Origin of the sequence: Streptomyces sannanensis, from assembly GCF_039536205.1 — a bacterium.
Taxonomy (GTDB): domain Bacteria; phylum Actinomycetota; class Actinomycetes; order Streptomycetales; family Streptomycetaceae; genus Streptomyces; species Streptomyces sannanensis.
The window spans coordinates 424,438-448,655 of the sequence record NZ_BAAAYL010000001.1; the positions used below are offsets into that span (position 1 = coordinate 424,438).

Below are 24,218 nucleotides of genomic sequence, written 5' to 3' on the forward strand. Positions count from 1 at the left end.
TCAGTCCTCCTGGTGGGAAAGGGTGGTGTCACCGGTGGCCTCGGCGAGGCGGGCGGCCAGGATCGGTCCGATCTGGGCCAGCGAGCCGGCTTCGGTCATCCGGTTGTGCCGGGTGGTGATCTCGTGTGATTCGATCCGGCCCGCGATGTACGGACGCCAGGTCGCGGGCCCGGCGTCGTCCCCGCCGCGGTCGATCGTCGAGTTGAACAGCAGCAGGTCGCCGTCGAACCCGGCGGGGACGAAGTCGACCGCCAGCTTCGCGTTGTTGATCATGATGTGGACGATGACCTCGATCTGCTGCTCCGTCAGGCCCTGCAGCGCGCTGCCCCGCCGGTTCAGGACCTCGGCGACCTCGCTGTAGGTCAGCTCCCGGTCGCCCAGCTCGTCCGGGTCGACGTCGAGCACACCGACGAGCACGTCCCGCTCGGTGGGCACGGGCATCTCCTCGAACTGCACGTCCTTCACCGGGTAGGCGTCGAGGACGGCCAGCAGCGCGGTCCGCTCGCCGCGCGCCTGGAGCTCGCAGGCGAGCGCGTGGGCGATCAGCCCGCCGGCGGACCAGCCCAGCAGCAGGTACGGGCCCTCGGGCTGGATCTTGCGGATCTGGTCGGCGTAGTCGGCCGCCATCTCCTCGAAGGACGTCGGCAGGGGTTCGGGGCGGCCGAGGCCGCGTGCCTGGATCGCGTAGACCGGGTGCTGGGGACCGATGTGGTTCAGGAGCCCGCTGTACGACCAGCTGATGCCGCCGCCGGGGTGGATGCAGAACAGCGGCGTGCTGGTCCCGGTCGAACGCAGCGGCAGCACCACGTCCAACGCGTCGTCGGGGTCGTCCATGACCAGGCGCTCGGTGAGACCGGCCACGGTCGGCGCCTCGAACAGCATGCGCAGGCCCAGCTCCAGGCCGAGGGTCTCGCGGACGCGGGAGGCCAGGCGGGCGGCCAGCAGCGAGTGCCCGCCCAGATCGAAGAAGTTGTCGTCGATGTGCACCTGTTCCCGGCCGAGGACCTCGGCGAAGAGGCCGCACAGCAGCTGCTCCCGCGGCGTCCGGGGGCCGCGTCCGGTGCCCTGCGCCCCGTACTCGGGGGCGGGCAGGGCGGCCCGGTCCAGCTTGCCGTTGGCGGTCAACGGCAGCGTGTCCAGGGTGACGAACGCCGACGGCACCATGTAATCGGGCAGTTCACGGCGCAGTCGCCCGGAGAGCTCGCCCGCCTCGGGCGTGCCCTCGGGGCCGGGCACCAGGTAGGCGACGAGCCGCTTGTCGCCGGGCCGGTCCTCGCGGGCGACGACGGCCGCCTGGGCGACGCCCGGGCAGCTCGCGAGGATCGCCTCGATCTCGCCGGGCTCGATCCGCAGGCCGCGGAGCTTGACCTGATGGTCGGTCCGTCCGGCGAACTCCAGTGTGCCTCCCCCAGCCTCCGGCCGGGGGTGCCCCCATGCCGGCCACCACGCCAGGTCGCCGGTGCGGTACATCCGGCTCCCGGGCGGCCCGTACGGGTCGGCGGTGAAGCGCTCCGCCGTCAGACCGGGTCGGCCGAGGTAGCCGCGGGCCACGCCCGTCCCCGCGAGGTACAGCTCGCCGACCAGGCCCGTGGGCACCGGCCGCAGGCGGTCGTCGAGGACGTAGGCACGCATGTTCGCCATCGGTCCGCCGATCGGCACGGTCGCGGCGTTCTCGGGGAGGCTGTGCACCGGGTGGCAGGTGGCCAGGGTCGTGGCCTCGGTGGGCCCGTAGCCGTTGACCACCTCGATGCCCGGGCAGACTTCCAGCACCCGGGCGACGGCGGCCGGGGAGACCACGTCACCGCCGGTCCACACCTCGCGCACCCCCGCGAGCAGGGCCGGCCGCTCCTCGGCGACCAGGCGGAACAGGCCGGCCGTCAGCCACAGTCCGGTCACCCCGTGCGTGCTGATCGTGTGCTGCAGCAGGTCGAGGTCGAGCCGCTCGGGCGGTGCGACCACGACCCGGCCACCGCTCAGCAGCGGCACCCACAGCTCGTAGGTCGAGAGGTCGAAGGCGGTCGGGGAGTGCATCAGCACCCGCTCGTGTCCGCCGCCGTGGTACTCCGGGGTGAGCGCGAGGCCCACCACATCGCGGTGGGTGACGGCCACGCCCTTCGGCCGGCCGGTCGAGCCGGAGGTGTACATCACGTAAGCCAACTGCCGCTGATCGCAGCGTACTTCGATGTCGGACGAGTCGGGCTCGCCCTCGATCAACGCGGTCAGCACGTCCTCGGTGAGCACCAGCGCGGCCCCGGCCTCCTGGAGGATCAGGTCGATCCGGGACTGCGGGAAGCGCGAGTCGAGGGGCGCGTAGGCGCCGCCCGCCTTGATGATCGCCAGGAGCGCCACGACGAGGTCCGCCGAGCGGTCCAGCAGCACCGCGACCGGTGTCTCCGGTCGTACGCCCTGACGGATCAGTGCCCGTGCGAGGCGGTTGGACCGCAGGTCGAGTTCCCGGTAGGTCAGCTCGGTGGCGCCCGCCACGACGGCCACCGCGTCCGGGGTGGCGCGCACCTGGCGCGCGAACAGCTCCGGCAGCGCGGCCTCGGGCAGCTCGACCGCGGCGCCGGTGGACTCGGACAGCAGCCGGCGGCGTTCCTCGCTGCACATGATGTCGATCCGGCTGATCGGCCGGCCGGGGTCGGTGACTGCCGCGCGCAGCAGCCGTGCCCAGCGCTCGAACAACAGCTCCACGGTGGCCGGTTCGAACAGGTCGGTGGCGTACTCCACCGCGCCGACCAGGCCGTCGGGGCCGCCGTCCGGGCGGAACTGCTCGGCCAGGCTGAACGTCAGGTCGACCCGCGAGGTCCCGGTCGACGCCTCCAGGTGGCCGGTCGACAGGCCCGGCAGCGCGAACTCGCCCACCGGCGCGTTCTGCAGGGCCAGCATGATCTGGAACAGCGGGTGGTGCGACAGCGAACGGGCCGGATTGACCACCTCGACCAGGTACTCGAACGGCACGTCCTGGTGGTCGTAGGCGGCGAGCGCCTTCTGCCGCACCCGGTCGAGCAGTTCGGCGAAGCCGGGGTCGCCACTCGTGTCGGTGCGCAGCACCAGAGTGTTGACGAAGAAGCCGACGAGGTCGTCCAGCGCCTGGTCGGTACGGCCGGCGATCGGGCTGCCGATCGGGATGTCCGTACCGGCACCGAGCCGGGTGAGCAGCGCGGCGAGGCCGGCCTGGAGCACCATGAACATGCTGGCGCCGCGCGCGGCGGCCAGGTCCCGCAGTGCCTGGTGCAGTTCGGGGTCCAGCCGGACCACGACCCGGCTGCCCAGCTGAGAGGCCACCGGCGGCCGGGGCCGGTCGGCGGGGAGCTGCACCTGCTGCGGAATGTCCGCCAGCTCGTCCTTCCAGTAGGCCAGTTGCCGGGCGAACAGGCTGTCCGGGTCGGCGGTGTCGCCGAGCAGGTCGCGTTGCCAGCAGGTGTAGTCGGCGTACTGCACCGGCAGCGGGGCCCACTGCGGCTCCTCGCCACGGCAGCGCGCCGTGTAGGCGGCCGCGAGGTCGCCGGAGAGCGGCCCCATCGACCAGCCGTCGGCGGCGATGTGGTGGACCACGACCAGCAGCACGTGCCGGTCGGGCGCGAGCGCGTACAGCTCCGCCCGGACCGGCGGCTCCGCCGCCAGGTCGAAGCCTCGCCGGGCCGTCTGCGCCAGCCGCTCGGCCAGCCGGCTCTCGTCGAGCTCGACCACCGGCAGCTCCGGGTGCGCCTGTGAAGCGCTCAGCACGACCTGGTACGGCACACCGTCCGTCTCGCGGAAGACCGTCCGCAGGCTCTCGTGCCGGGCGATCACGTCCGCGAGCGCGGCGTGCAGGGCCGGGCGGTCGAGTTCGCCGGTCAGGCTCAGCGCGAGCGGCATGTTGTAGGTGGCGCTCGGCCCGTCCATCCGGTGCAGGAACCACAGGCGGCGTTGGGCGAAGGACAGCTCCACGCTCCCCCAGCCTTCGGCCGGGGGTGCCCCCATGGGTCGCGGCCGGGCGGTCAGCGTGGGCCGCGCCGTGCCGGAGCCGTCGAGGCGGGCCGCCAGTCCGGCCACGGTCGGCGTCTCGAACAGCGTCCGGACTTCGAGCTCCGCGCCGAGGGTCGCCCGGACGCGGGAGGCCAGGCGGGTCGCCAGCAGTGAGTGTCCGCCCAGGTCGAAGAAGCTGTCCTCGACGCCGACCTGGGCCAGGCCGAGCACCTCGGCGAACAGCTCGGCGAGGAGCTGTTCCTGCGGGGTGCGCGGCGCCCGCCCGGCTCCGGCCGGGCCCAGGTCGGGCGCGGGCAGCGCGCGGCGGTCGAGCTTGCCGCTGGCCGTCAGCGGCAAGGTCTCCAGCGCCACGAACGCCGACGGGATCAGGTAGTCGGGCAGTCGCCCGCGCAGCCATTCGCGGAGTTCGCCGATGAGGGCGCCGGTGTCCCGGCTGCCGGTCGGGCGGTTGGTCAGCGACGACAGCGGCCTGCTGGTGGTCCGGGCCGACCGGTACGGCTCGACCGGGGAGCCGTGATGCGCCCACGGGTCGGCGAAGACGACGTCCAAGGCGTCGGCCACGGTAGCCGACCAGGTGACGCCCACCCAGCGGTCGAACTCCAGCCCGATGGCCCGGAAATCCTCCGGGTCCGGGAGTTCGCTCTCTTCCGGGCCGTGCAGCCGCTCCAGCAGCTCGGCAAGCGAGCCGTCGCCGTTCTGCACCGCCCGGGAAAGGGCGGCCTCGCGCAGCACCCGACGGTTCGGCACTCCGGTGATCCGCAGCACGTCAGCGGGCGGCTGGGCGAGGAGTTCGCGCAGCTCGGCCGGTCCCGCGAGCCGGCGTCCCCACTCCAGCTCGACCGTCTGGCCCGGGGCCGCCGGAACAACGGGGGCCTTGTGCAACGTCACGTCGTAGCGGTAGCGGGTCAGTTCGTTGTGGTGGCGGCCGCGCTTGACCTCCACGGCCACCGCGCCGATGTCCGTGCCGTGCTCCCGCAGGACGGTGAAGAAGTCCGGGTCGATCAGGAGTTCCTTCTCCACTCTGACGGCCTGCTCCACCGCGCGGCGCACCGCTGCGAGGTCGCCGTCGGCATCGGTGCGGTGCAGTTGGACCGCGGTGGCCAGCGGGCGCAGCAGCCGCAGGTTGCGGACGTCGCCGACGAAGAGCGTGCCGCCGGGGGCGAGCAGCCGCATCAGCTTCCCGATCACGTCAGCGAGGTAGTCGGCGGACGGGAAGTACTGCACCACCGAGTTGATCACGATGGTGTCGAACCGCCCGGCCGGCAGGCCGTCGGTGTCGTGCGCCGGGCGGGTCTGCAGCACCACACGCTCGGCCAGGTCGTCCTGCCGGGCGACCTGCGCGGTCAGCGCGTCGACCGCCGTGGCGGAGAAGTCCGTCGCCCAATAGGTCTCGCAGTGCGGTGCGATCTGCGAGAGCAGCAATCCGGTGCCGACGCCGACCTCCAGCACCCGCCGGGGGCGCAGGGCCAGGATGCGGGTCACGGTGGCGTCCCGCCATTCCCGCATCTGCTCGACAGGGATCGGACTCGCGTCGTAGCTGCTGTTCCAGCCGACGAAGTTCTGGCCGAAGTCGGCTTCCTCAGGGGTGATGGGCAGGGCGTCGTAGATGTCCTGCCACTCGCCCACGTGATCCGCTTCCAGGCCACTGTCCCGGGCCTCGTCCTGGTGCGGCACGACATAGCCGACGAGCCGGTCGTCCTGGGCGAGGACGGCGGCCCGGGCGACGGCGGGGTGCTCGGCCAGGGCCGCCTCGACCTCGCCGGGCTCGACCCGGAAGCCGCGCACCTTCACCTGGTCGTCGGCACGGCCGACATACTCCAGCTGGCCTCCCCCAGCCTCCGGCCGGGGGTGCCCCCAGCCCAGCCAGCGCACCAGGTCTCCGGTGCGGTACATGCGCTCACCGGCCCCGAACGGGCAGGCGACGAACCGTCCGGCCGTCAGGCCCGGCCGGTTCAGGTAGCCGCGCGCCAGCCCCGCGCCCGCGACGTACAGCTCCCCAGCCACACCCGCCGGCACCGGCCGCAGCCGCTCGTCCAGCACGTACACCCGGGCATTGGCGATCGGACGGCCGATCGGCGGCACGCCCGCCCCCGGGGACAGCGGGTCGCTCATCGTCGCGCACACCGTGGTCTCGGTCGGACCGTACGCGTTGACCATCCGGCGCCCGGACGCCCAGCGGTCCACCAGCTCCGGCGGGCACGCCTCACCCGCCACCACCAGTGTCGACACATGCACCGAGCCGTCCGGCACGGCGGCGAGGACTGACGGGGGCACGGTCACGTGGGTGACCGCGAGGTCGCGGTCGGTCAGCGCGGCAACCGGGTCCGCCGTCGGGGGCAGCACCAGGGCCGCGCCGCGCAGCAGGGCGGTGTAGATCTCCGACACCGAGGCGTCGAAGCTGGGCGAGGCGAACTGGAGCACCCGGCTGCCGGGTTCGATCGCGAAGCGCTCGATCTGTCCGGCGACCAAGCTCGCGACGCCGCCGTGGCCGACCACGACGCCCTTGGGGCGGCCGGTCGAGCCCGAGGTGTAGATCACGTAGGCCGGATGCCGGACGTCGAGCGCGACCACGGGGTCGGTCTCCGGCCATGCGGACACCTCGGTCACCAGCGCCGGGTCGTCGACCATCAGTGCCGGCCGGGCGTCCGCCATCATGTACGCGATCCGCGCCTGCGGGTACGCCGGATCCACGGGCAGGTACGCGGCCCCGGCCTTCAACACGCCCAGGACGGCCACCACGGACTCCACCGAGCGCGGCAGGGCCACGGCCACGGTCTGCTCCGGGCCGACGCCCCGGGCGATCAGTGCATGCGCGAACCGGTTCGCCCGTGCATTCAGCTGCCGATACGTCAACTCGGCATCGCCACACACCAGCGCGACCGCGTCCGGTGTCGCCGCCACCTGCGCCGCGAACGCCTGCGGCACCGGGACGGCATCCACCTCCCGGGCGGTCGCGTTGCCCCGCTCCAGCAAACGGTGCCGCTCGTCGGCGTCGAGGAGCTCGATCCGTCCGATCGACCGGTCCGGGTCGGCGGTGACCGCCTCCAGGAGGCGCGTCCAGCGCCTGGCGAGCGCTGCGACCGTCGAGCGGTCGAACAGGTCGGTGGCGTACTCCACCGCGCCGACGATCCCCGCCGGGCTGCCGTCCGGACCGAACTGTTCGACGAGGCTCACACCGAGGTCGAACTTGGCGGTCCCGGTGGCCACCGCGTAGGTGGCGACGTCCAGGCCGGGCAGGGAGAACCGGCCCATCGGAGCGTTCTGCACGGCCAGGATGGTCTGGAACAGCGGGTGGTGCGACAGCGAGCGGGACGGGTTCAGCACCTCCACCAGGTGCTCGAACGGCACGTCCTGGTGGGCGTACGCCGACAGCGCCGTCTCCCGGACCCGGTCCAGCAGCTCGGCGAATGTCGGATCACCGCTCGTGTCGGTGCGCAGCACCAGCGTGTTCACGAAGAACCCGACCAGATCGTCCAGCGCCTCGTCGGTACGTCCCGCGATCGGACTTCCGATCGGGATGTCCGTGCCCGCACCCAGCCGCGTGTACAGCGCCGCCAACGCGGCCTGCAGCACCATGAACAGGCTCGCGCCCGACCTTCGAGCCAACTCCACCAGGGCCGCGTGCAGTTCGGGGCTCAGCTCCAGGCCGACGTGGTCCCCGCGCCAGCCGGCGACAGCCGGCCTCGGCCGGTCGGCGGGCAGCTGGAGCAGCTCCGGAAGGTCGGACAGCTGACGCTTCCAGTAGTCGAGCTGTTCGGCGAACCGGCTCTCCGGGTCGGCGGTGTCGCCGAGCAGGTCGCGCTGCCACAGCGTGTAGTCGGCGTATTGCACCGGCAGGGCCGGCCAGTGCGGCGCGCGGTCCTCGCACCGGGCGGCGTACGCCTCGGCCAGGTCGCGGGCCAGCGGGCCGGTGGACCAGCCGTCACCGGCGATGTGGTGCATCACCAGCAGCAGCACGTGCTCGTCCGGTGCGAGTGCGAACAGCTCTGCCCGCAGCGGCGGCTGCGCCGCCAGGTCGAAGGGCTGCCGGGCGAACTCGGCGAGCCGCTCGAACAGTTCGGCCTCCGACACCTCGGTCAGCCGCGCCCGGGGCCGGGCCTCGGCCGGGTCCAGGATGAGCTGGCAGGGTACGCCGTCGACCTCCGGGAAGACCGTCCGCAGGCTCTCGTGCCGGGCCACCACGTCGGCCAGCGCCTCGTCCAGCGCCGCCCGGTCGAGTGTTCCGGTCAGCTGGAGCGCCAGCGGGATGTGGTAGGTCGCGGCGGCATTGTCCATGCGGTGCAGGAACCAGAGCCGACGCTGGGCGAAGGACAGCGGCACCGCCTCCGGCCGCTCGTGCGTGGTCAACGCCGGGCGTACGCGGCCGGCACCGGCCAGCGCCTCGGCCAGGCCCGCCACGGTGGGCGCCAGGAACAGCGCGCGCAGCCCCAGCTCCACACCGAGCACCGAGCGCACCCGCGCGGCCAGCCGGGTGGCGAGCAGGGAGTGCCCGCCCAAGTCGAAGAAGCCGTCGTCGACCCCGACCCGCGGCACGCCCAGCACCTCGGCGAACAACTCGCACAGGATCTGCTCCTGCGGGGTGCGCGGCGCCCGGCCGGCCTCGGCCGAGCCGAGGTCGGGAACGGGCAGTGCCGCCCGGTCCAGCTTCCCGCTCGGCGTCAGCGGCAGCACGTCCAGCACCACGAAGACGGCCGGTACCAGGTAGTCGGGCAGCCGGTCACGCAGGTACGCCGCCAGCTCCGCAGGGCTTGGGGGTCCCCCCGGCCGGAGGCTGGGGGAGGCCACATCGGGACGGGCCGCGACGTAGCCGATGAGCCGGTCGTCCCGGGCGAGCACGGCGGCCTGGGCGACGGCGGGGTGCTCGGCCAGCGCCGCCTCGACCTCGCCGGGTTCGACGCGGAAGCCGCGCACCTTCACCTGGTCGTCGGCACGGCCGACGTACTCCAGCTCGCCGTCGGTCCGGCGGCGCACCACGTCCCCGGTGCGGTACATCCGCGCACCCGCCGGGCCGAACGGGCAGGCGACGAACCGCCCGGCCGTCAGCCCGGGCCGGTTGAGGTACCCGCGCGCCAGACCGGGGCCGGCGACGTACAACTCCCCCGCCACCCCCGGCGGCACGATGCGCAGCCGCTCGTCGAGGACGTACACCCGGAAGCTCGCGACCGGCCGGCCGATCGGCGGTACGCCGGACCCCGGGGACAGCGGGTCGCTCATGGTCGCGCACACCGTCGTCTCCGTCGGACCGTACGCGTTGATCATCCGCCGGCCCGTTGCCCACCGGGCCACCAGCTCGGGCGCGCAGGCCTCACCCGCCACCACCAGGGTGGTGGCCGTGAGGTCGGTGCTCTCCACCGCGGCCAGGGCCGAGGGGGGAAGGGTCACATGGGTGACGTCGAGCCGGCGGTCCGTCAGGGCCTCCAGCGGGGCCTCGGACGGGGCCAGGACGAGGGCGGCGCCGGTGAGCACGGCACTGCACAGGTCCCAGAAGGACGCGTCGAAGCTGGGCGAGGCGAACTGGAGAACCCGGCTGCCCGGCGCCACGCCGAGCCGGTCGACCTGCGCCGCCACCAAACCCGACACGCCGGCGTGGCTCACCACGACGCCCTTGGGCCGGCCCGTCGAGCCCGATGTGTAGATCACGTATGCCGGGTGCCGGGCATCCACCACGACACCCGGATCGTTCTCCGGCCGGCCGGAAGCCTCGGCCACCAGTGCCGGATCGTCGACCACCACGGCCGGCTGCGCGTCGTCCAGCATGAACGCGATCCGTGCCGCCGGGTACGCCGGATCCACCGGCAGGTACGCGGCCCCGGCCTTCAGCACACCCAGGACCGCCACTACCGACTCCACCGACCGCGGCAACGCCACCGCCACGACCTGCTCCGGACTGACGCCCCGGGCGATCAGCGCGTGCGCGAACCGGTTCGCCCGAGCGTCGAGTTGACGGTACGTCACCTCGACATCACCGCAGACGAGCGCGACCGCGTCCGGTGTTGCCGTCACCTGCGTCGCGAACAGCTCCGGCAGGCTCACCCCGGCCGCCCCGCCCTCGACGGCGGGCAGCAGCTCGCGGCGCTCCTCGGCCGACAGCAGGTCGATCCCGCCGATCGGCTGGTCGGGCGCGGCGGCGACCGCGGCCAGCAGCCTGGTCCACCGGGCGACCAGGGCCTCGACCGTCGGGCGGTCGAACAGGTCGGTGCTGTACTCGACCGCACCGCTGAGCCCGGCCGGCGCGCCGTCGGGCCCGTGCTCCTCCGCGAACCCGAAGGTCAGGTCGAGCCGCGCGGTCCCGGTGAGCACGGTCACCCCGGAGACCTGGAGACCCGGCAGCTCGAAGTCACCACCCGGCGCGTTCTGCACGACCAGCCCGGTCTGGAACAGCGGGTGGTGGGACAGTGAGCGGGACGGGTTCAGCGCCTCCACCAGGTGCTCGAACGGCACGTCCTGGTGCGCGTACGCCGACAGCGCCGTCTCCCGCACCCGCCCCAGCAGCTCGGCGAAACTCGGATCACCGCTCGTGTCGGTACGCAGCACCAGCGTGTTGATGAAGAACCCGACCAGATCGTCCAGCGCCTCGTCGGTACGCCCCGCGATCGGACTCCCGATCGCGATGTCCGTGCCCGCACCCAGCCGCGTGTACAGCGCCGCCAACGCCGCCTGCAGCACCATGAACAGGGTCGCACCCGACCTTCGGGCCAACTCCACCAGCGCCGCGTGCAGTTCGGCGTCGATCCGGAGTTCCAGCAGGTCGCCGCCGTACGACATGGTGGCTGGGCGCGGCCGGTCGGCAGGCAGCTGCAGCTGCTCGGGCAGCCCGGCCAGCGCCTCCGTCCAGTAGGTGACCTGGCGGGCGAACACGCTGTCCGCGTCGTGCTCGTCGCCGAGGATCTCGTGCTGCCACAGGGTGTAGTCGCCGTACGTCACCGGCAACGGCGGCCATGCCGGAGCCCCGCCACCCTGCCGGGTGGTGTAGGCCGCGGCGAGGTCACGGGCGAGCGGGCCCATGGACCAGCCGTCCCCGACGATGTGGTGCATGACCAGCAGCAGCACGTGCTCGTCCGGCGCGAGCGCGAACAGCTCCGCCCGCAGTGGTACTTCCGAGGTCAGGTCGAACGCCCGTACCGCCGCCTCGCGCAGCAGGGTGGGCAGCTCCGCCTCGCCGGCGGCCGCGCGTACGGTCAGCGGGACGGCGACCTCGGTGGTGTCCAGCACCCGCTGGTACGGGACTCCGGCGGTGTGCGGGAAGACCGTGCGCAGGGTCTCGTGCCGGGCCACCACGTCCGCGAGCGCGGCGCTCAGCGCGGCCCGGTCGAGGTCGCCGGACAGCCGCAGGGCGAGCGGCATGTGGTAAGTGGCACTCGGCGCCCCGAACTGCTGGAGGAACCAGAGCCGGCGCTGGGCGAACGACAGCGGCATCGGTTCGCGGCGGGGCTGGGGTACCAGGGCCTGCCGCGCGGTGCCGGCATCATGCAGCCCGGCCGCGAGCCCGGCGGGTGTCGGCGCCCGGAACAGGCTGCGCAGTTCCAGCTCGACCCCGAGGGTCGCCCGGACCCGCGAGACCAGGCGAGTGGCCAGCAGAGAGTGCCCGCCCAGGTCGAAGAAGCCGTCGTCGACCCCGACCCGCGGCACGCCCAGCACCTCGGCGAACAACTCGCACAGGATCTGCTCCTGCGGCGTGCGCGGCGCCCGGCCGCCGGCGGTCGTGCCCGGCTCGGGCGCGGGCAGCGCCGCCCGGTCCAGCTTGCCGTTCGGCGTCAGCGGCAGCGCGTCGAGCAGCACGAACGCGGACGGCACCAGGTGGTCCGGCACCCGGTCGCGCAGGTACGCCGCCAGCGCCGCCGCGGTCGCCCCGGTCCCGGCCAGGGGGACGACGTACGCGACGATCCGGTCCTTCCGGGCGAGCACCGCGACCTGGGCGACACCCGGGTGCGCGGCCAGCTCGGCCTCGATCTCACCCGGCTCGACCCGGAACCCGCGGACCTTCACCTGGTGGTCCACCCGGCCCGCGAACTCCAGCTCGCCGTCGGCGCGCCAGCGGACCAGGTCACCGGTGCGGTACATCAGCGCGCCGGCCGGACCGTACGGGTTGGCGACGAACCGCGTGGCGGTGAGCCCGGGCCGGTTCAGATAGCCGCGGGCGAGTCCCGCCCCGGCGAGGTACAGCTCACCCAGCACGCCGGGAGCGACCGGTCGCAGCGCCGAATCCAGCACGTATGCCTGACAGTTGGCGATCGGCCGCCCGATCGGTACCGGCAGCGGGCAGTCGGCGGGGTCGGCCGGCAGCAGGTAGGCGGTGATCACATGGGTCTCGGCGGGCCCGTAGTGGTTGTGCAGCACCCGGCCCGGCCGGCGGGCCTGGAAGCGGCGTACGGCACCGCCGAGGCGCATCGCCTCACCGGCCTGGGCGACCAGCCGCAGGCCGGGCAGTTCCAGCCCGGCCTCCTCGGCGGCCTCGGCCAGCGCCTCGACCACCAGGTTGGGCGCGAACAGCTCCTCGACCCCGTGCCGGTCCAGCCAGCGGGCGAACAGCTCGGCGCTGCGGCGCTGCTCCTCGGTCGGCACCACGAGGGTCTTGCCGTACAGCAGCGCGGAGAGCGTCTCCTGCACCGAGACGTCGAAGCTGATCGCAGTGAACTGCGCGGTACGCGTGCCGGGTTCGCCACCGACGGACCTGTGGTGCCACGCCAGCAGGTTCAGCAGCCCGACGGCGGGCATCACCACGGCCTTGGGCCTGCCGGTGGAGCCCGAGGTGTAGATGACGTAGGCCGGGTGGCGCGTGTCCACGGCGACGGCCGGATCGTGCTCCGGCAGGTCCCCGTCCGGTGTGACCGCCGCGAGGTCGTCGAGCACCACGGTCGGCCGCGCGTCCTGGAGCATGTACGCGATACGGGCCGCCGGGTAGTCCGGGTCGACCGGGAGATAGGCCGCGCCCGTCTTGAGTACCGCGAGGACGGCGACCACCAGCTCGGTCGACCTCGGCAGCCGCAGGGCGACGACCTGCTCCGGCCCCACCCCGCGCGCGATCAGCGCGTGCGCCAGGCGGTTGGCCCTGCGGTTCAACTCCCGGTAGGTCAGCACGGTGTCCTCGAACACCACCGCCGAAGCCTGCGGGGTCGCCCGGACCTGCGCCTCGAACAGAGCGGGCAGGCCGGCATCAGGAGCCGGGCAGGCGGTGTCGTTGCGCGCGACCAGCAGCTCGTGCCGCTCCTCGGCGGTGAGGACGTCGATCCGGCTCAGCGGCCGGTCCGGCTCGGCGACCACCGACGCCAGCAGACGCAGCCACCGGGCGACCAGGGCCTCCACCGTGGCGGGGTCGAAGAGGTCGGTGCTGTACTCGACCCGCCCGACGATGCCCTCGGCCGGCCCGCCGGTGCCGCCGCGCTCCAGCAGGTGGAAGCCGAGGTCGAACATCGCCGTCGGCGTCCGCACCAGGACGATCTCGGCAGCCAGACCACTCAGCGTGAACTCGGTGCGGGGCACGTTCTGCAGCGCGAGCAGCACCTGGAACAGCGGCTGACGGGCGAGCGACCGGGACGGGTTGAGGGCCTCGACGACGTGCTCGAACGGCAGGTCCTGGTGTGCGTACGCGGCCAGCGCGCCCTCGCGGACCCGGCCCAGCAGCTCGGCGAAGGTCGGGTCGCCACCGGTGTCCGTGCGGAGCACCAGGGTGTTGACGAAGAATCCGACGAGGTCGTCCAGGGCCTCGTCGGTCCGGCCCGCGATCAGGCTGCCGACCGGGATGTCCGTACCCGCGCCGAGCTTGTCCAGCAGTGATGCCAGGGCGGCCTGCAACACCATGTACACGCTGGCGCCGTGCTCCCGGCCCAGCCGGACCAGCCCGGCGTGCAGTTCGGCGTCCAGTTCGATCGCGAGGTGGCCGCCGGAGCAGGAGGGGGTCGCGGGGCGAGGGCGGTCGGCGGGAAGCCGGATCTGCTCCGGCAGGTTTGCCAACTGCTCCGTCCAGTAGGCCTGCTGGCGGGCGAACAGGCTGTCCTGGTCGGCCGGATCGCCGAGCAGCTCGTGCTGCCACAGGGTGTAGTCGGCGTACTGCACGGGCGGTGGCGCCCACTGCGGCTCCGCGCCCTGGCGGCGTGCCGCGTACGCGGTGGCCAGGTCGGCGGCCAGCGGGCCGAGCGACCAGCCGTCACCGGCGATGTGGTGCATCACCAGGAGCAGGACGTGCTCGTCCGCCGAAACCTCGAACACCTGGGCACGCAGCGGCGGTTCGGCTGCGAGGTCGAATCCGCGCACTGCGGCCCCCGTCAGCAGTTCCGGCAGGTCCGTCTCGTCGGCCGTGGTGACCGACAGCCTCGGGCGTGCCTCTGCGGTGGCCAGCACCTGCTGGTGGGGCACTCCGTCCGCGGCCGGGAAGATCGTGCGCAGGGTTTCGTGCCGGTCGACGACGTCGCCCAGCGCCGCCTCCAGGGCCGCCAGGTCCAGTGGTCCCGAGAGCCGCCACGCGAGCGGCATGTTGTAGACCGAGCCGGCGCCCTCCAGCTGGCGCAGGAACCACAGCCTCCGCTGAGCGGACGACAGCGGCACCATCCCCCAGCCTTCGGCCGGGGGTGCCCCCATGGGCCGCTCCGCCCGCCCCAGGGCGAGCCGGGCCCGGTCCGCGCCGCCCATCCCGGCGGCCAGCCCGGCCACCGTCGGGGTCTGGAACAGGGTGCGCAGCGCCAGTTCCACGCCCAGGGCCGCACGGACCCGGGCCACCAACCGGGTGGCCAGCAGGGAGTGCCCGCCCAGGTCGAAGAAGTCGTCGTCGACACCGACTTGAGGCAGACCCAGCACCTCGGCGAACAACCCGGCCAGCACGTGTTCCTGAGGAGTGTGCGGGGCCCGGCCGACCCGCGACGCTGCGTACTCGGGCTCGGGCAGCGCGCGCCGGTCCAGCTTGCCGCTGGCGTTCAGCGGCAGGACGTCGAGGGAGACGAACGCGGCCGGCACCATGTAGTCGGGCAGCCGCTCGCGCAGGTGCGCCCGCAGGTCCTCCGGCCGAAGCTCCGCCCCGGTGGCGGGCACCAGGTAGGCGACCAGGCGGGTGTCCCCCGCCCGGTCCTGCCGGACGGTCACGGCGGCCTGCGCGACCTGCGGGAATTCCGCCAATGCCGCCTCGATCTCGCCGAGCTCGATCCGGAATCCCCGGACCTTGACCTGGTCGTCGATGCGGCCGAGGAACTCCAGGTTCCCTCCCCCAGTCTCCGGCCGGGGGGACCCCCATGCGCCCCACCGCACCAGGTCACCGGTGCGGTACATCCGCGAACCGCTGGGACCGAACGGGTCCGCCACAAACCGTCCCGCGGTCAGGCCCGGCCGGTTCAGGTAGCCGCGCGCCAGCCCCGCACCAGCGATGTACAGCTCACCCGGCACACCCGCGGGCACCGGCTGCAACGCGGCGTCGAGCACATGCAGCCGGACACCGCCGAGCGGCCGGCCGATCACCTGGCGCGGGCTCGACTCCAGCGGTGCGAAGGTCGAGTCCACCGTGCACTCGGACGGCCCGTAGTAGTTCAGGCAGGACACCCCCTCGGCCGCCCGCAGCCGCTCCCACAGCTGCTCCGGAACGACCTCCCCGCCCAGCCCGACCACCGACGGACGCCACCGCGGGTCGTCCAACAGGCCATGTTCGACGAGGACTTGCAGGTAGGACGGGGTGCCGCCGACAGTGTCCAGCCCGACCCTCGCGGCGTACTCCAGGTAGGCGTCAGGGTCGGACCACGTCGCCTCGTCCAGGACGTGCAGCTCGTGGCCGGCGTACAGGGCGAACATCTGGTCGCAGGAGCCGTCGAACGACACGGACGTGGTCAGCCCCATCCGCACCCGCTCTCCCGTCCGGAAAATCAGCGGACACTGGTTGGCGAACAGGTTGAACAGGCCGCCGTGCGTCGCCACCACACCCTTGGGCCTGCCGGTGGAACCGGAGGTGTAGATGACGTAGACCGGATGGCCCGGATCGACAGCCACCGCAGGGTCCGTCGCCGGGCAACCCGCCACCAGCCCGGCCGTCTCCGGGTCGTCGGCCACCAGCCACCCGGCCGGACCGTCCGGCAGCCGACCCCGGGTTCGGGAGTCGGTCGCCATCAGGACCGGCCGGGCGTCGTCGAGCATGTATGCGATCCGCGCGGCCGGGTACTCCGGATCGACCGGGAGGTACGCGGCGCCGGTCTTCAGCACCGCGAGGATGACCACCACCAGCTCGGCCGACCTCGGCAGCGCCACTGCCACCAGCCGCTCCGGCCCCGCGCCCCGCGCGATCAGCGCATGCGCCAACCGGTTCGCCCGCGCGTCCAACTCCGCATACGTCAGCGATGCTTCCGGCCCCACCAGCGCGACGGCGTCCGGAGTCGCACGGACCTGAGCCCGGAACAGCTCCGGCAGGCTCTCGGTGAAGGCCTGGGCCGCCGGGCCGGTACCCAGCGCCGTCAGCTCACCGTGCTCCTCGGCGGTGAGCAGGCCGAACCGGCTGAGCCGCCGCTGCGGGTCGGCGACCACGGCGCGGAGCAGCCGCTCCCACCGCTCGATCATCGTCTCGACGGTGGCCGGGTCGTACAGGTCGCCGGTGTACTCGACGGACCCGTCGATCCCCTCCGGGGTGCCGTCCTGCGCGTATCGCTCGGACATGGTGAAGATCAGGTCGAGCTTGGCGGTGGTCGACGTCGACGGCATGTCGCCGACGCGCAGCCCGGGCGGCGCGAAGTCGGCCCGGGGTGCGTTCTGCAGCACCAGCATGACCTGGAACAGCGGGTGGTGCGCCAGCGATCGGACCGGGTTGAGGGCCTCGACCAGGTACTCGAACGGCAGGTCCTGGTGCGCGTACCCGGCCAGCGCGGTCTCCCGGACCCGGCCCAGCAGTTCGGCGAACGTCGGATCGCCCGAGGTGTCGGTACGGAACACCAGGGTGTTGACGAAGTAGCCGACCAGCTCGTCCTGCGCCTGGTCGGTACGGCCCGCGACCGGGCTGCCGACCGGGATGTCGTCGCCCGCGCCGAGCTTGCTCAGCAGCACCGCCAGCCCGGCCTGAAGCACCATGAACAGACTGGTGCCGTGGGCGCGGGCGAGCTCGAGCAGCCCGCGGTGCAGCTCGGCGTCCAGCCCGGCACGCACGGAACCGCCCCGGTGCGAGGCGACCACCGGGCGGGGCCGGTCGCCGGGCAGCTGGAGCTGCTCGGGCAGATCGGCCAGCTGCCGGGTCCAGTAGGCCGCCTGGCGGGCGAACAGGCTGTCCCCGTCGGCCGCGTCGCCGAGCAGCTCGTGCTGCCACAGGGTGTAGTCGGCGTACTGGACCGGCAGTTCCTCCCACTGCGGCTCCTCGCCGCGGCAGCGCGCCGCGTAGGCGGTGGTCAGGCCCTGTGCGAGCGGGCCCAGCGACCAGCCGTCACCCGCGATGTGGTGGAGCACCACCTGGAACACGTGCTCGTCCGCCGCCAGCTCGAACAGCCCGGCACGCAGTGGCACATCGACCGCCAGGTCGAACCTGCGGGCCTTCGCTTCCGCCATGACGTTCGGCAGCTCGGACTCAGTGGTCCGGCTGACGAGCAGCCGCGGGCGGGCTGCCTCGACATCCAGCACCTGCTGGTACGGCACGCCGTCGACCGCCGGGAAGACGGTGCGCAGGCTCTCGTGCCGGGCCACCACGTCCGCCACGGCGGACTCCAGGGCCCGCCGGTCCAGATCCCCGGACAGCCGCCAGGCCAGCGAGATGTGGTAGTTCGCGCTGGCGCCCTCCAGCTGGTGCAGGAACCACAGCCGCCGCTGCGCGAACGACAGCGGGATCACCTCGGGGCGCTCGCGCCGTGTCAGGGCGGTCTGCGCCGGTCCGGCCGCCACCAGGGCGGCGGCCAGGCCGGCCGGGGTCGGCGCCTCGAACAGGGTGCGCAGCGGCATTTCCACGCCGAGCGTCGCGCGGATCCGGGCGGCCAGGCGGGTGGCCAGCAGCGAGTGCCCGCCCAGGTCGAAGAAGCCGTCCTCGACGCCGGCCGACGCCACGCCCAGGACCTCGGCGAACAGCTCGCAGAGGATCTGCTCCTGCGGGGTGCGCGGCGCGCGGGCGGTGGCCGCCGGGGCGAGGTCGGGGGCGGGCAGGGCCCGGTGGTCCAGCTTGCCGTTGGCGGTCAACGGGAGCGCGTCCAGCAAGACGAACGCCGACGGCACCATGTACTCCGGCAACCGCTCGCGCAGGTGCCCACGCAGGTCGGCCGAACTCGGTGCGGCGCCCGCGGCCGGCACCAGGTACGCGACCAGCCGGGTGTCGTCGGCCCGGTCCTGCCGGGCCAGGACGGCGACCTGGGCGACACCGGGGTGCGCGGCCAGCGCCGCCTCGATCTCGCCGAGCTCGATCCGGAAGCCGCGCACCTTCACCTGCTGGTCGGCCCGGCCGACGTAGCGCAGGCTGCCGTCCGCCGCGCGGCGCACCACGTCGCCGCTGCGGTACATCCGCGATCCCTGCGGTCCGAACGGGTCGGCCACGAAGCGCCCGGCGGTCAGGCCGGGCCGGTTCAGGTAGCCGCGCGCCAGTCCTGCACCCGCGACGTACAGCTCGCCGGGTACGCCCGGTGCCACCGGCCGCAGGTGGGCGTCCAGCACGTACGTCCGCAGGTCCGCAATGGCCACGCCGATCTCGCCGCCGGCGGTTCCGGCCCGGTCGAGCGCCGCGTACGTGACGTGCACCGTGGTCTCGGTGATGCCGTACATGTTGACCAGCCGCGGCGCGTCGTCCGGGTGCCGCTCGTACCAGTTCGCCAGCCGAGCGTGCTCCAGCGCCTCACCGCCGAACACCACCGTGCGCAGCGCGAGCGAGCGGCCGGTCTCCGGGCCTTCCGCGTCCGCCCGCATCAGCTGGTAGAACGCGGACGGCGTCTGGTTGAGCACGGTCACCCGTTCGCGGGCGAGGAGCTCCAGGAAGCGGCCGGGCGAGCGGCTGGTCTCGTGGTCCACGACCACCAGACGGCCGCCGTGCAGCAGCGGACCCCACAGCTCCCACACCGAGAAGTCGAAGGCGTAGGAGTGGAAGAGCGTCCAGACGTCCTCGGCGGAGAAGCCGAACAGCTTCTCCGTGGTGCCGAACAGCCGCACCACGTTCCGGTGCGGGACCACCACGCCCTTGGGATCGCCGGTGGAGCCGGAGGTGTAGATGACGTAGGCGGCGTGGCCCGGGTCGAGGGGGACCTCCGGGTCCGTGTCCGGCAGCCCGTCCAGGTCGTCGGCGTCCAGCAGCAGCCGGTCCACCGGGTCCGCGCCCGGCAGGTCGCCGATCCGGCTCGTGGTCACGAGGAGCGCGGGCCGGGCGTCCTGGAGCAGGTAGGCGATCCGGGCGGCCGGGTACTGCGGGTCCACCGGCAGGTAGGCGCCGCCCGCCTTCAGCACGGCGAGCACCGCCACGACCTGCTCCGTCGAGCGCGGCAGGGCCAGCGCCACGCGCTGCTCCGGTCCCACCCCCCGGTCGATCAGGGCGTGCGCGAGCCGGTTCGCGCGGGCGTTCAACTCTCCGTATGTCAGGGTGACTTCGCCGTCCGTAAGGGCGATGGCGGCCGGGTTCGCCCGTACCTGCCGCTCGAACAGCGCGGTCAGGCTGCTCTCCGACGGCCCCTCGCTCCGGTCGGTACGCGCCGGGAGCAGCGCGCGGAGCTCGTCGGCGGACAGCACGTCCACCTGGCCGATCCGCCGGCCGGGGTCGGCGACGACGGCGCGCAGCAGCCGCAGCCACCGCTCGACGATCCCGGTCACGGTGGCCTCGTCGAACAGGTCGGTGCTGTACTCCACCACGCCCGACAGCCCCTCCGTGTCCGGCTGTTCGGCCAGGATGAAGGTCAGGTCGCACTTGGCCGTCCCGGTGTGCACCAGGTCGGCCGTCACCCGCAGCCCTGGCAGGTCGAAGGCGCCGAGCGGCGCGTTCTGCAGGGCGAGCATGGTCTGGAACAGCGGGTGGTGCGCCAGCGACCGGGCCGGGTTCAACGCCTCCACCAAGTGCTCGAACGGCACGTCCTGGTGCGCGTACGCGGCCAGCGCGTCGGCCCGCACCCTGCCCAGCAGTTCGGTGAACGACGGGTCGCCGGAGAGGTCGGTGCGCAGCACCAGGGTGTTGACGAAGAAGCCGACCAATTCGTCCGCGGCCTCGTCGGTGCGTCCGGCGATCGGCGTGCCTACGGGTACGTCGGTGCCCGCGCCCAGCTTGCCCAGCAGGGCGGCCAGCCCTGCCTGGAGCACCATGAAGAGGCTGGCCCCGCCGTCGCGGGCGAGCGTCCGCAGGCCCTGGTGCAGCTCGGCGTCGATTCGCACCGGCAGGTGGGCGCCCCGGTAGGACATCGCGGACGGCCGGGGCCGGTCGAACGGCAGCTCGACCTGATCGGGCAGGTCCGCCAATTGCTCGTGCCAGTAGGCGAGTTGGCTGTTCAGCAGGCTGTCCTGGTCCGAGCCGTCGCCGAGCAGCTCGCGCTGCCAGAGGGCATAGTCGGCGTACTGGACCGGCAGCGGCGACCACTCCGGCTTCGCGCCCTCGGCGCGGGCCGTGTAGGCGGCTGTGAGGTCCCGCGAGAGCGGCCCCATCGACCAGCCGTCGCCGGCGATGTGGTGCACCACCAGCAGCAGCACGTGCTCCTCGGCCGCCAGCTGGAAGAGTTCGGCGTGCAGCGGCGGCTCCTCGGCGAGGTCGAAGCCGTACCGGGCCGCCTGCGCCAGCCGCTGCGGCAGCTCGCGTTCGCCGAGCTCGGTCATCCGCAGCCGCGGCCGCACCTCCTCCGGGTCCAGCACCCGCTGGCACGGCACGCCGTCGACCGTCGGGAAGACGGTGCGCAGGCTCTCGTGCCGCTCGACCACGTCCGCCAGGGCGGCTTCCAGGGCCCGCCGGTCCAGGCCCCCGGACAGACGTAGGGTCAGCGGGATGTTGTAGGTGGCGCTCGGGCCCTCCATGCGGTGCAGGAACCACAGCCGTCGCTGCGCGAAGGACAGCGGGACGGTCTCCGGCCGCTCGCGCCGCCCCAGCGCCGGACGCGCCCGGCCCGCGACATCCACGGCCGCCGCCAGTTCCGCGACCGTCGGCGCGTCGAACAGGTCGCCGAGCCGCAGCTCCACGCCGAGGAGCGAGCGGGCCCTGGCGACCAGCCGGGTGGCCAGCAGGGAGTGCCCACCGAGGTCGAAGAAGCTGTCGTCCAGCCCTGGCTCGGCCACCCCGAGCACCTCGGCGAACAGCCCGACGAGCAGGTGCTCGGTCGCGGTGCGCGGTGCGCGGCCCGGCGCGGCGGGCTGTCGCTCGGGCGCCGGGAGCGCCCGCCGGTCGAGCTTGCCGTTCGGGGTCAGCGGCAGCGCGTCCAGCAGCACGTACGCGGCCGGCACCATCTGCCGGGGCAACCGGTCCCGCAGGTGGTCGCGCAGGGCGGTGCCGGACACGGTGGCGCCGGGCTCGGGCACCGCGTAGGCGACCAGCCGGGGTTCCTCCTCGGTGCGCACCATCACGGCGGCCCGGGCGACCTGCGGGTGCTCGGCGAGGACGGCCTCGATCTCGCCGAGCTCGACCCGGAAGCCGCGGATCTTGACCTGGTCGTCGGTGCGGCCGAGGAACTCCAGGTTCCCGGCCGCGTCCCAGCGCGCCAGGTCCCCGGTGCGGTACATCCTCCCTCCTTGCCCGCCATCGGGCAGGAGGGGCCCACCGCTCGGCCCGAACGGGTCCGCGACGAACCGCCCGGCGGTCAGCCCCGGCCGGTTCAGGTAGCCGCGGGCCAGCCCCGCGCCCGCGATGTACAGCTCACCCGCCGCACCGGTCGGCAGCGGCCGCAGGGCACCGTCGAGCACGTACAGCCGGGTGTTGGTGACCGGTCGGCCGATCACCGGGCGTGGGCTCGACTCCAGCGGCGCGACCACCGAGTTGACGGTGCATTCGGACGGTCCGTAGAGGTTGAGGCAGGACACGCCCTCCGCCGCCCGCAGCTGCTCCCACAGCCGCTCCGGGACGGCCTCGCCACCCGCCGCGACCAGTGCCGGGCGCCGCTGCGGATCACTCAGCAGCCCGTGGGATACGAGCACTTGGAGGTAGGACGGGGTGGCTTCGAGGTAGTCCAGTCCGCAGCGCGCCGCGTAACCGACGAAGGCGTCGGGGTCGGTCCAGGTCGCGTGCTCCAGGACGTGCAGTTCATGGCCCCCGAACAGGGCGAGCAGCTGGTTCCAGGAGGCGTCGAAGGACACCGAGGTGGTCAGTGCCACCCGCAGCCGCTGCCGCTCCTTCAGCACCGGCGCGAAGTGCACCTGCCGGAGGTCGGTGAGCAGGTCGAGCAGGCCGCCGTGGGTCGGCAGCACGCCTTTGGGCCTGCCGGTGGAACCGGAGGTGTAGATGACGTACGCCGGGAGGCCCGGGTCGACGGCCACCATCGGGTCGGCCGCCGGGCAGTCGGTCACCAGGGCGGCCGTCTCCGGGTCGTCGAGCACGAGCCGGTCGACGGGCCCGGCCTCGGGCAGCCGCCCCTCGCTGCGGGAGTCCGTGACCAGCAGGGCCGGCCGGGCGTCGTCGAGCAGGTACGCGATCCGGGCGGCCGGGTACTCGGGGTCGACCGGCACGTACGCCGCGCCGGTCTTCAGCACCGCGAGGATCGCCACCACCAGCTCCGCCGAGCGCGGCAGGGCCACCGCCACCCGCCGCTCCGGACCCGCTCCCCAGGCGATCAGGGCGTGCGCCAGCCGGTTGGCCCGCACGTCCAGTTCCGCGTACGTCAGCGAGACGTCGCCGCACACCAGCGCGACCAGGTCCGGAATCGCCCGGACGTGCTCCCGGAACAGCTCCGGCAGGCTCGTGGCCGGGGCCTGCGCCACCGGACCGGCGCCGAGCACCGCCAGCTCGCGACGCTCCTCGGCGGTGAGCAGTTCGATCCGGCCCACCGGCTCGTCCTGGTCGCAGTCCGCGAGGGTGTCCAGCAGCGCGAGCAGCCGCTGCTGGTGGCCGACGAGGTCGTCGGGGCCGTACGCCTCCGGCGAGCCGTGCAGCCGGAGCAGCGGCGGGTTGCCGTCCCGGTAGTCGAAGACCCAGACGGCGAGGTCGGTGGTCGACCCGGACACGAAGTGGTGCACGGAGGCCGGGTGCCCGGCGAAGCTCGGCCTGGAGTTGAAGGCCATGATGTTGACGATCAGCGGGAACGCCGTCCCGATGCTGCCGGGGGCGCCGAGGTCCCGCAGCAGGTCCTCGCTGCGGTAGCGCTCGTGCGCGACGGCCGTCTCGACCTCCCGCGCCGCCTGGGCGACGAGTTCGCGCCACGGCATGTCCGGCCGCACCGTCAGCCGCAGCGGCACCACGTTGGACATCGTGCCCGGCACCGCCGTCAGGTCGCGGTCGGCGCCCCGACGCGCGGTGACGGGCAGGGCGAGCACCACGTCCTGGTTGCCGGTCAGCCGGTGGGCGTAGAGCGCCGTCGCCGCGACCAGCAGCCGGGACCACCGGACGCCGGACCGTCCCGCCGCCGCCCGCAGGGCGTCCGGGCGGCGCAGTTCCCGCTCCTCGGCCAGCAGGAGGGCGCGGTGCGGGTCGGTCGCGGAGGTGTCGGTGAGCCGGGTCGGGGCGGGCAGGTCGGCGAAGCGCTCGGTCCAGTAGGCGCGGTCGGCGGCGAAGTCGGTGGAGGCGCGGTAGGCGGCGTCGCTGTCGACCAGGTCCCGCAGCGGGCCGAACGGGCAGGGCGGCACGGCGCCGCCATCGGCCAGTGCCGAGTACACGTCGCCGACCCGCTGCCGGAGCATGGAGCTGCTGATCGCGTCCAGCACCACGTGGTGGTAGTTCAGGTACCAGAGGTACTCCGTCGGCGACGCCTTGATCAGCGCGTGGCCGAACAGCGGGTCACGGGCGAGGTCCAGCGGGCGCAGCAGGTCCCGCTCCATCCATTCCACGGCAGCCGCCCGGGGGTCGGGCTCCCCGCTGAGGTCGAGGTGGGCCGGAGCCCAGTCCCAGCTCTCCCGGAGGACCTGGCGCGGGCCCTCCCCGTCGTCGACGAAGGTCACGTGCAGGGCGTCGACCTCGTCGACCACCCGGCGCAGCGCGGTCTCGAACAGCTCCCGGTCCACCGGCCCGTGGATCTCCAGGCACTCGCCGACGCGATAGCCGGGAATCGGCGTCCGGGAGCGCTGCTCGGCGAGCCAGATCTCGCGCTGGGCCGCTGTCAGGGGAAGGGCGTCACCATCGCGACGGGACATGGGGGTACCTCCGAAGGTGTGGGCAGGCGTGGTGGCGGGGCACGCAGGACCGCGCCGACCGTGGTGTCGTCACACGGCCGGCCGGC

The 24,218-nt window shown here is 73.6% G+C and carries 1 protein-coding gene; it reads right to left on the reverse strand.

Translation table 11 applies throughout. The annotated features are described in order from the left end of the window. Positions 1–24,132: a non-ribosomal peptide synthase/polyketide synthase gene (locus tag ABD858_RS02025; protein WP_345034098.1), complete on the reverse strand. Its 24,132-nt coding sequence runs from the start codon at positions 24,130–24,132 to the stop codon at positions 1–3. Positions 24,133–24,218: the final 86 nt, after the last annotated feature.